Annotated in this window: 11 protein-coding genes; 6 read left to right on the top strand and 5 right to left on the bottom strand. The window is 43.9% G+C overall.

The window, feature by feature from the left end; translation table 11 throughout:
• Positions 1-207 (top strand): macro domain-containing protein (locus WMO75_RS12730; RefSeq protein WP_349078148.1); only part of this gene is annotated, 207 nt, incomplete at its 5' end.
• Between the two features lie 43 nt (positions 208-250).
• On the opposite strand, the gene WMO75_RS12725 is transcribed toward WMO75_RS12730, so the two are convergent.
• Complete coding sequence (locus tag WMO75_RS12725; RefSeq protein WP_349078146.1) at positions 251-988, bottom strand: copper homeostasis protein CutC; 738 nt, start codon at positions 986-988, stop codon at positions 251-253.
• Positions 989-1163: 175 nt separating this feature from the next.
• Between WMO75_RS12725 and WMO75_RS12720 the strand changes: the two genes are divergently transcribed.
• The gene (locus WMO75_RS12720; protein WP_022214116.1) at positions 1164-1652 is read left to right on the top strand and encodes an ureidoglycolate lyase; all 489 of its coding nucleotides are present in this window, start codon (positions 1164-1166) and stop codon (positions 1650-1652) included.
• Positions 1653-1751: 99 nt separating this feature from the next.
• On the opposite strand, the gene WMO75_RS12715 is transcribed toward WMO75_RS12720, so the two are convergent.
• From WMO75_RS12715 to WMO75_RS12705, 3 genes are all read right to left on the bottom strand, one after another.
• Positions 1752-3152 carry a sodium-dependent transporter gene (locus WMO75_RS12715; RefSeq protein WP_349078145.1) on the bottom strand — a complete coding sequence of 467 codons (1401 nt, stop codon included), beginning with the start codon at positions 3150-3152 and terminating at the stop codon, positions 1752-1754.
• A gap of 136 nt (positions 3153-3288) precedes the next feature.
• On the bottom strand, positions 3289-4449 hold the full coding sequence (locus WMO75_RS12710; protein WP_349078144.1) for a YibE/F family protein: 1161 nt from the start codon (positions 4447-4449) through the stop codon (positions 3289-3291).
• 15 nt (positions 4450-4464) lie between these two features.
• A complete protein-coding gene (locus WMO75_RS12705; RefSeq protein ID WP_349078143.1) occupies positions 4465-6084 on the bottom strand; it encodes a purple acid phosphatase family protein in 1620 nt (539 codons plus the stop codon).
• 353 nt (positions 6085-6437) lie between these two features.
• Here WMO75_RS12705 and WMO75_RS12700 point away from each other — a divergent pair, with 353 nt between their 5' ends.
• The 4 genes from WMO75_RS12700 to WMO75_RS12685 all read left to right on the top strand — a co-directional run bounded on the left by WMO75_RS12700 (position 6438) and on the right by WMO75_RS12685 (position 8647).
• Positions 6438-6845, top strand: a complete 408-nt coding sequence (locus tag WMO75_RS12700) for a DUF5300 family protein (protein WP_349078141.1) — start codon at positions 6438-6440, stop codon at positions 6843-6845.
• 120 nt (positions 6846-6965) lie between these two features.
• On the top strand, positions 6966-7670 hold the full coding sequence (locus tag WMO75_RS12695) for an HAD family hydrolase (protein ID WP_118698449.1): 705 nt from the start codon (positions 6966-6968) through the stop codon (positions 7668-7670).
• A 36-nt stretch (positions 7671-7706) separates the two neighbouring features.
• The gene (locus WMO75_RS12690) at positions 7707-8126 is read left to right on the top strand and encodes an SseB family protein (protein WP_022214110.1); all 420 of its coding nucleotides are present in this window, start codon (positions 7707-7709) and stop codon (positions 8124-8126) included.
• Between the two features lie 62 nt (positions 8127-8188).
• Positions 8189-8647: a ferritin-like domain-containing protein gene (locus WMO75_RS12685; RefSeq protein WP_022214109.1), complete on the top strand. Its 459-nt coding sequence runs from the start codon at positions 8189-8191 to the stop codon at positions 8645-8647.
• Positions 8648-8709: 62 nt separating this feature from the next.
• On the opposite strand, the gene WMO75_RS12680 is transcribed toward WMO75_RS12685, so the two are convergent.
• Positions 8710-9672 carry an aldo/keto reductase gene (locus tag WMO75_RS12680; RefSeq protein WP_118698450.1) on the bottom strand — a complete coding sequence of 321 codons (963 nt, stop codon included), beginning with the start codon at positions 9670-9672 and terminating at the stop codon, positions 8710-8712.
• Between the last annotated feature and the right edge of the window lie 96 nt (positions 9673-9768).

The following is a 9768-nucleotide window of genomic DNA, read 5'->3' as shown; positions in this document are numbered from 1 at the left end:
GTGAGGATAGAGTTGCTGATTCACAGTGTGGCTTTCTGCTGTATTTCCACCGGAGAATTCCACTTTCCGAAAGAACGTGCGGCACAGATTGCAGTACATACAGTGCGTGAGTTTTTGCAGCAGGAAACCAGCGTAAAGAAAGTAATCTTCAATGTCTTCAAAGACCTTGACCGTGAGATTTACGAGCATGCACTGGCAGAAAAATGAGTATTTTGGAATCTGACAGATTCTGGTAAAACATCGTAATCATCTACTTCCAAGAATCCAGAACAGCCCTCGCTTTCTGGATTTCTTTTGTGTCTGTGCGAAGGATTTCATACTCGGAAAATCCGGGCATTCCCATATTTACATGTGGATTACGGTACTTCATCTGACTTGGCAGAACTTTCTTTCCGGACATATGAAATGCAGTTAGATCGGAGCGTTCCAGCATGTAAGAAAGATTCTGAGAATTTATTCCTGCACCTGCCATGATATCAACATTTCCGGCATTTTGTTTCAGACGATTCAGAGTCTGAATACCATCAGGAGCAGAGGCGACTCCGCCGGAAGTAAGAATAGAAACAATGCCAAGTTTTCGGGCAGTTTCCAGTGCTTCATCCAGATCACGACACATATCAAAAGCACGATGTAGATTATATGGAGTACTTTTTCCGGCATCCATAATTCGATTTAATACCTCTGTATCAAGTTGTCCATCTGCGGTCAGGCATCCGATCACCAGAGCATCAGCACTGGCTGCGGAAAAGGTCGCTGCCTGTCGGACCAGAATCTCAATTTCCTCTTCACTGTACAGAAAATCTCCGAATCGAGGACGTAGAAGCACATGGATAGGGATATTGATCTTTTCGCGTATTTTTTCGTATAAAGCAAGCGAGGGCGTGGTCCCGCCCACGATCAGGTCACCGCATAATTCAATGCGGTCAGCACCGCCAAGTTCTGCATTTACAGCGGATTCCACAGAGTCAACACAAACTTCCAGGATCATCTAAAAACTCCTTTGTATGAGTGATTTATGAATAGTATTTATTATAGATTATACCAACCGTAAAAGAATGCCGCAACTCAGTATTTCCTTAACCTTGAGGACATGACAGTGCTATGCTATACTGAGTTTATTAAAATTATCAATGGGGTTTTATCAAAAAGAGGAGGTTCTTTTAATGAGAGAAGTAAAAGCAGTTAAGATCAATGCGGCAGATTTTGCTCCGTACGGAACATTCTGCAATATGACAGAACCGGAGGGATATCCACTGGCAGGCGAGATCCATAAGTTTTATCCGGACCGTATTTCCGGAACCTGTGTAGGCAGTATCGCGTTTTCTCCGATCGCAGTCCGTAAGGATGACAGGATTATCAAAATGGCAGAATATCACACAACCACGTGGGAAGGAATCGTAGCATTGGATGATGACATGATCATTCATGTAGCACCGGCATCTGGCGGTACACCAGTCCCGGAACTTGCCAAGGCATTCATCGTACCAAAGGGATGCATGGTCAAGATCAACGCAGCGATTTGGCACCTCTGTCCGCTTCCGTTGAATAATGATGAACTTCATGCAATGATCATTCTTCCGGAATGCACCTATGCAAACGATTGTACCGTCGTTGATTTCGAAGAAAAAGACTGGTTCAAGATTACTGTATAAACACAAACATACATACAAAAAACTCCTCCAGGCAGGTACTTTTTCTAAAAAAAGGTAACCAGCCCGGGGGAGCTTTTTTCGTGAAAATATAGCAATAAATTAGAAGATGAGATCAGCAAATCCGGTAGATACCAGGAACAGAACCAGCATAACAACCGGCACAACATAACGGATCATAAAGCGATAAAGACCGGCACGTTTGAAGTGTTCTCCGTTTCGTTCCACCTCTCCTACGATCCAGTCCGGACCGATCACCCATCCGATCAGAATACTGGTCAGAAGTGAGATAAAAGGCATCAGGAAACTGTTGCTGATGTAGTCCATAACATCAAGAAGCTGTCCGACAGAACCGTTTGGAAGTTTCAGTTCGAAGTACAGTTTGTTGTATCCAAGACAGATCAGAACAGCCGTGATCAGGGAGTAAATACCGACAGCACCGCACATTTTTTTGCGCGGTTTGTGGTAAAGTTCCATGCAGTTTGCGACCAGAGTTTCCATGACAGAAACGCAGGAAGTCAGCGCAGCAAAACCCATCATCAGGAAAAATGCAATTGCTACCGGACGGCTAAAGATGCCCATGGCGTCGAATACTTTTGGCAGTGAGATAAAGATAAGGCTTGGTCCGGAAGCCATACCGTCTGTGCCAAGAAATACAAATACAGCCGGGATGATCATCATTCCTGCAAGAAAAGCGACACCAGTGTCAAAAATCTCAATCTGGTTTGTTGCTTTGTTCAGATTGACTTCATTTTTGACATAAGATCCGTAAGTGATCATGATTCCCATGGAAACACTTAAGGAAAAGAAAAGCTGGCTCATCGCATCCAGAAGGATTTCCAGGAAACGTTTTACAGTCAGTCCACTGAAATCAGGTTTTACATAAAAAGCAAGTCCCTGCAGCCCTGTGCGGAAAGTTCCATCTGCATCGGTATGTGTCAGTGTCAGTGAAAAGATCGCAATGATCAGGATCAAAAGGATCAGCCCAGGCATGATGATCTTGGAAAATTTTTCGATTCCTTTTTCTACACCTCGGAAAACAATCCATGCAGTCAGTGCGAGAAAGACCAGCATAAATACGATCGGTGCAATGTCAGATGTGATAAATGATGTAAAATATCCATCTGCAGCGGCATCCGTTCCGTCAGAGATAATATAGGTAACAAAATATTTTGTGATCCATCCGCCGATGACAGAGTAATAAGTCATGATCAGTGTCGGCACAAGAAATGTCAGCTTACCAAGAAATTTCCATTTCGGATTGAGAGCTTCGAAGGCTCTGAGTGCATTTTTCTTTGTTTTTCGTCCGATCGCCACATCTGTTGTCAGCAGTACGAACCCGAAGGTCAGTACCAGAACAAGGTAGATCAGCAGAAATAATCCGCCGCCGTCCTTGGCACAGAGATATGGAAATCTCCAGATGTTTCCCACACCAACGGCACTTCCGGCAGCCGCCAGAACGAAGCCGATCGATCCGGAAAAACTACTTCCTTTTTCTTTCATTTTCGATTTTCCCCTCTACATAAAGTTTAATTAAGGGCCAGACAGATTCTGACCCAATGGTTTTATTTTAACGCCAATATTTATGTATGTAAATAGTAGAAGTAGAGAGTTTTTTATATAAAATATGGAAAAATGATCATACCTGCGAAACCGCTTCATTTTTATGAAACAGAACCGTACAGATCAGAACTGTCAGCGGAACGGAGAGCACGATGCCGAAGCTTCCGGCAAGGCCCTGCATGATCGCGATACCAATGTTATTGGAATTGATGATCTGCTGATAGGGAAGGTCATAGGCGTAATCCAGAAGAAGTGTGCTGACACTGCTTCCGGCGAATGCGAGGATCAGGGTGTTGCTGTCTGTTCCCATCATGTCCCTTCCGACACGCATGCCTGCTTTGAACAGTTCTTTTCGAGTCAGGGAATTGTTCTGTTTGTAGATCTCATCAATGGCACTGCTGATCGACATGGCGACGTCCATAACGGCTCCGAGACACGAGATCAGGAGCCCGGAGAAAAGAAGTCCGCCTACCTGGATGCGGTTGGTATTCCAGAGAGTCATAAGTGTCTCGATATCAGATACATTGTAGCCGGAGATGCCGGATGCCTTACTGAAGCACCAGGCAGAAAGACCGGCCAGAACAACGCCTGCCAGTGTGCCAAGTGTCGCTGCGCAGGTCTTTTTTGTAGGACCGCCGATGAGGTACATAGTGACCAGTGTGGTGAGAAAACAGATAAAAACAGCGGCCCAGAACGGAGAAAAACGTAGATACACAAGCGGAAGATAGACAAAGATCACGCAGAAAAAAGTGAAGATCAGTCCAAGGCATCCTTTGATTCCCTGCTTACCGCCAATGACGCACAATGCGAGAAGATAGAGCAGGGCAAAAATATAAATGACCCATTCTCGATCCTGAGAATAAACGCTGGCGATCGTGGTCTCGCCGGCAACACTCTGCATGACGATGACTTTCATCCCGACTTTGCAGGTGGCACCGAAGAGATAACCGGAGCTGCTGGTGATGTCAAGTTCTTCTCCTTTTCGCGCGCCGGTGAGCATTTTTACACGCACTTTCTGCTCACCGACACGAGTTCCATTAGAATCAAGATTATCCTGAAGGATTTCTGTAACTTCTGCTTTTTCAAATGTCTGACCTGTCCGGACGACCAGTTCTGTTTTTTCAACCTGATTAAGCTTGAAGACAAAAACAGCGAACACACAGACAAATAGTAAATAAATAAGATACCGGACCACTTTTTTTCTGGAAAGTAGTCCGGTAAAGCTGGTGTGAGTCATAGGATTTTGGAATCCTTAGTTTGCTGAGTCATCGGATTCCGTTTCAGCAGCATCTGTGGTGTCGGCAGATGTATCTGTACCGGATTTCTGGATTGTAAAGGTATCATCAATAGCTTCTGCTTTACCGTCATCAGTGATCTGGTAGGTATCAATGGAGAAGGAATCATCAGTCATTGTGATCACGGAATAACTTGGAAGCCAGTTCTGGCTGCGGGCTGCGACATAATCCTGCTGAGTGGAAAGCAGCTCATAGTACTTGGAACCAGAAGCGGAGTTGGCTGTCATATAGAGGATACCCTGTGGATCTGTAACAGTATTTCCTTCTACATCTTCGATGGTATAGCAGTTGTTGTCCTCATGGAAAGCATCCAGAGCGGTCTGTGCGTCTGTATCGCCTTCTTCCGGAGCAAGTGCGATCTGGTCACCGGTATCTACATTTGTAGCGTGATCCCAGTCATAGTCCGTACCGTCTGCGTTCAGGCTAAACTCATATTTTCCGTGGGTCTGACCATCTCCGTAGAGCATTTTGGAACGGCTGTAAGTATGGTCGTGTCCCTGAAGAACAACGTCGATATCGTTTGCATCGAATACAGGAGTAAGCTGGGTACGGAGGATCATACCATCTGTATCGGAATGGTCAAGTCCGGAACCATAAATATCCTGATGGATGGTTACGATACGCCATTTTGCATCCGGGTAAGCTTTTACTGCCTCTTCGATGGTGTTCTGATGTTCTGCAACATTGTAGTTATTGGTGTTCAGAACGATGAAAAGTCCTTTGCCATAGCTGTAGTAGTAGTCGCCGCCAGCTGCTGTTTTGCCGTTTTCGGTATTATTCGGGTTATTGAAATGATAGGAATAATCAGGATTCAGGGAATCGTGGTTACCGATCGTTGTTGCTACAGGAAGAGATTTCAGAGCATCTGCACTCAGATAGGAAGCGTACTCTTCTTCTTTTGCCTCACCTGTTTTGTTTACCTGGTCACCTGCGGAGATAACGAAGTTCACATCCGGATTCTCGGAAAGAGCAGTATTGAGTGTACGGTTCCAGGAAAAACCATCGTTCTCAGCAGCAGTGTTGGCAGCACCGGATTCGTTTGTCAGTTCTGCGCCGTTCTGAGTCTGGCCTTTGGAAGCACCGATCTGCGGATCACCGACATAGAGCATTTTTACGGTATCTGTTTTCTGAGTTTTATATTCGCATACGTCTGTCTGCTGGCCATTTTTTTCTACTGTATAATAGTAGGTTGTTTCTGGTTCAAGACCAGTTACAGTTACGTGGTTATATTCATAGGCTTTGTCACCGGTAAGATCCTGATCTACATCACCGGCAGTACCTTCAAATGTTTCAAGGTTATCTTTATCAGTTCCAAAATGTACAACAGGAGTGGCATCGCTGTCACCTTTTTCGCTGTACCATGCGAAGTTGAGCTGTGTATCATCAGCACCAGGGGTAAGGGAAACTTTTGTAAAATCAGCGGCTGTATCTGCCCAGTTTGCATCCCAGTCAGACCATCCGGAATCTGCACCGGTAACGCTGCTGTCTGTGTAATGTTCAGTGGAAGCGTAAACGGAAGGACATACAGTTGTGATAGAGCAGAGAGCTAAAAAGCCGACGATCAATTTTCTTTTCATAATAATTTAAACTCCTTTAGCATAAGGGAAATATAGTAAAAATGTAATGAAACTGGAAAGATACACAGGCCTGATTGTTCGTTCACAGTTGACGCTGTGAAGTATAACACCGTAATTTTCAGAAAACAATAGCATTTACTGAGGTTTGACGGACATTTTACAGAATCTTAAAAATACTTCATGTTTTACGATTTTCGGTGATATTTGGTGTGGGATTTTGTCTATTTCGTGAATAGGAAAATGTTCTGTGAAGTGTTATGATAGTACATGTAGCATGTATAATGATTTTTTGATTCAATACAAGTATCAATATAATAGAAAAATTATATAATAAAAAGGAAAGATGAAAATTCATGAAAAAAATTTCAAAAATTTTAGTACTGGTTCTTGTAGCTGCATTTATAGTTTTTGGTGCACTGAACATGCAGGATCAGGAAGTTGTTAAGGCATATAATACCGAGGCATCTTATATCACGATCAAAAACAGCACTGCATTTAAACTGGAAAATGTTCACGTGATCTATAACGGGGACAAAGAGCTTGAAGTCGGAGACATCCGAACAAGCAGTTCAGAAACAGCAGAAATCCTTCCAGATGACAGACAGATCACAGAGGTAAAGATTTCAGGAGAGATCTTTAATGGAAGGAAATTCAGCGGTACATTCAGTGGACTTGTAAACAATGATACTCTTCTGACAGTAGATATGGACGAAGATTTTTCCCTGTTTGTAACATCCAATATTGATAATTTTGATTATTGATTTAGAAAGGAGCTGACGCTTCAACGATTAAAAAATCGTGAAGCGCCAGCTCTTTTTTTTCTTGGAAACATAGAGGATATATGTTATGGTAAATGTAAAAAAGTCAAGAGGAAAGACAATATGAACCATGAGATAAAAGTCCTCTTTCTGGACATTGACAATACGCTGCTGGATTTTGACGCGGGGGCTGCGTGGGGGATGGAGCAATGTTTTCAGAAGGCAGGACTGGAATACAGAACGGAAATGTTTTCTGTTTTTACAGAGGAAAATAACAAGATCTGGCAGAAGATTGAGCGTAGAGAACTGACAATGGATGATCTTTTTTATGTACGTTGGCAGGCGATCCTTGCACATCTTGGATTGCAGGCGGATGGTGTAGAGATGGAAAAAGAATTCCGCAGACTGCTTCATCTGACCGCCGTTCCGGTAGAAGGTGCGAAAGAAATTCTGGAATATCTATATAAAAAGGATTACTTCTTATGTGCCGCAAGTAATGGCCCTTATGATCAGCAGATCAACCGTCTCAGAAGCGCAGATATGCTCAGATATTTTTCTCATTGTTTTGTATCAGAAAAGATTGGTGCGGATAAACCGGGGAAGCAGTTTTTTGATGGATGCATGAAAGATTTTTCCGGAATTCATCCATCAGAATGTATGATGATCGGAGATTCTCTGACAGCAGATATTGCCGGTGGACAGGCATATGGAATGTCCACATGCTGGTTTGTGCACTCTGGGGATAAGTCCATGAATACGAGAGAGAATGGTGGAAAAGTGGCAGATCACATCATTTACAAACTGGAAGAATTAAAAAATATTTTGTAACTACCAGGTAATTATATAAAAAGAAGGAAAAGAAACATGAACAACAACACAGACAAAGGCTTACAGGGCAACGAAAAAATAGAAGAGGCAATTGCAGGGCTTCAAAAGGAAACCACGCAGGAGATGCTGGCGCATGCTCTTACCGTGATCCGCCGCCGAATGAAAGAAGGCGGCCAGCTCATCATCGCGGTAGAACCGCCAAAAGGCGACGACCAGATCCGCCTGGAAGCGATCAAAACAGATGATGGCAGAAACTGGTGGGCAGCATTTACCAGCTTTGAAGAAGAACTGAAAGGCGGCGGCAGCGTCAAATCCACATTTCTGACGGACATCGACAAATTGTTTGAGACCGCACTCCGGACTGATGGGATCGAAGGTGTGATCCTCAACCCATGGAACCGCACGATCATGCTGGATAAGCTTCTTATTAAAATTATCCTTGGAAAAAACGCATAAAATCTCCCATCACGGCAGATACTGTCATCGTATTGCAAAATGAAAGAGAGGAAGCAGATACGATGATATTAAAAGAAAAAGAACGCACAACGATCCAGGATCTACAGACACAGGAAAAAAGCTGTATTGAGAAATACGGAAGATATGCACAGCAGGCCAAAGATCCTGAACTGAAAAATCTTTTCCAGACGCTGCAGCAGAAGGAGAGAGAGCATTACGATTCACTGGAACGTGTACTGAACGGCGAAGTGCCGCAGTGCAACTGCAACGACAGTGACGGAAGAGATTACCAGCCAAAAGCAACCTACACAGCCATGAGTTCCCCGGAGGACAAACAGCAGGATGCTTTTCTGGCAACAGACTGTATTGCAACAGAGAAACTGGTATCAGGAGAATATAATTCAGAAGTTTTTGCTTTCGGTGACAGCGGCGTGCGTAAGCTGCTTGCTGATATCCAGGTAGAAGAACAGAATCACGCAGAAATGCTGTATAAGTACAAAACAGTAAACGGTATGGTCTGAAATAAAAGAACAGAGCCCGCAGTTCAGAAGAGAATGGAACTGCGGGCTTTCTTTCTATATTATTATACTTCCGGATAATATTCTTTAAGGAATGGAATAGAGAAGGTTTCCATTGCTTCCCTGAGGTCCTCTGCATTTCTCGGTCCATAGAGCGGCAGGCAGGTGAAATCACGGCAGGTGAGATAACCAAGGACTGCCTGTGTAAGAGAAATCTGGTATTCCTCCATCAGTCCGTGGAGCCCTTCAGCAGCCTTAAGATTCTCAGAAGTGTAGTATTCAGAATTTCTCACAGCATCAGCCCCGCCTGCATATAATTTGTGGAAAAATCCACTGCAAACGGACATATACGGCATAGCCAGATTCTGCGGATTTTCGACATGATATTGCTGCATTTCCTGATTCATGACAGCCAGGGTATCATCTGCGAGCGGACGCATGGAAGCAGAACCAATGTTGAACAGAGCTTCGTTTGCGACAAATCCACGATATCCTTTGGAAGCGGCGTAAGCATCTGCTTCTTTCATGCGGGCAGTGCTCCAGTTAGAGCATGCGTAGTAGCGGATTTTGCCTTCTTTGCGGAATTCTTCCATGATCTCGATCAGTTCTCCGGCAGGAATCGCCTCATTATCTCTGTGATAAAAATAAATATCAATATAATCTGTACCAAGTGCAGTAAGAGAAAGTTCCAGATCCTTACGCATATTTTCGGCAGAAATCCTGGAAGCGTGCATATCCGGGACAGAAGGAGTCATATCCGGATGACCGCCCTTGGAGAGAAGGACGATGTCGTGACGCTTTTCACTCTGGCGGAGCCACTGACCAAGGACACGTTCGCTGCGTCCGATCTCAGATGGGATCCAGTCAGAATATACACGGGCAGTATCGTAAACAGTACCGCCCATATCAAGAAAAGCATCAAAAATCCTGAAAGCATCCTCGCCATCCCATTTGATCCCGGCATTCACACATCCCATTCCCATAGGTGAAAGTTCAAGGTCTGTGTTCATAATCGTTATTTTTCTCATAATAATAAGTACCTTTCCTGTTATTTCATTAAAAGTAGAATCAGATATAGCTTCATTATAACGATATTTGAGATGCAGGTCAAAGATTTTTACCCG

The sequence above is a fragment of the Blautia intestinihominis genome, assembly GCF_040096655.1.
Taxonomy (GTDB): Bacteria; Bacillota; Clostridia; order Lachnospirales; family Lachnospiraceae; genus Blautia_A; species Blautia_A intestinihominis.
The sequence above is the reverse complement of the archived record's forward strand: the minus strand, read 5'-3'. Positions and strand labels throughout refer to the sequence as shown.

Excerpts from the sequence above, each read along its gene's own strand:
- WMO75_RS12715 (WP_349078145.1), bottom strand. The coding sequence starts at position 3,152 with ATGAAAGAAAAAGGAAGTAGTTTTTCCGGATCGATCGGCTTCGTTCTG.
- WMO75_RS12685 (WP_022214109.1), top strand. The coding sequence starts at position 8,189 with ATGATATTAAAAGAAAAAGAACGCACAACGATCCAGGATCTACAGACA.
- WMO75_RS12725 (WP_349078146.1), bottom strand. The coding sequence starts at position 988 with ATGATCCTGGAAGTTTGTGTTGACTCTGTGGAATCCGCTGTAAATGCA.
- WMO75_RS12695 (WP_118698449.1), top strand. The coding sequence starts at position 6,966 with ATGAACCATGAGATAAAAGTCCTCTTTCTGGACATTGACAATACGCTG.
- WMO75_RS12680 (WP_118698450.1), bottom strand. The coding sequence starts at position 9,672 with ATGAGAAAAATAACGATTATGAACACAGACCTTGAACTTTCACCTATG.
- WMO75_RS12705 (WP_349078143.1), bottom strand. The coding sequence starts at position 6,084 with ATGAAAAGAAAATTGATCGTCGGCTTTTTAGCTCTCTGCTCTATCACA.
- WMO75_RS12700 (WP_349078141.1), top strand. The coding sequence starts at position 6,438 with ATGAAAAAAATTTCAAAAATTTTAGTACTGGTTCTTGTAGCTGCATTT.
- WMO75_RS12690 (WP_022214110.1), top strand. The coding sequence starts at position 7,707 with ATGAACAACAACACAGACAAAGGCTTACAGGGCAACGAAAAAATAGAA.
- WMO75_RS12720 (WP_022214116.1), top strand. The coding sequence starts at position 1,164 with ATGAGAGAAGTAAAAGCAGTTAAGATCAATGCGGCAGATTTTGCTCCG.
- WMO75_RS12710 (WP_349078144.1), bottom strand. The coding sequence starts at position 4,449 with ATGACTCACACCAGCTTTACCGGACTACTTTCCAGAAAAAAAGTGGTC.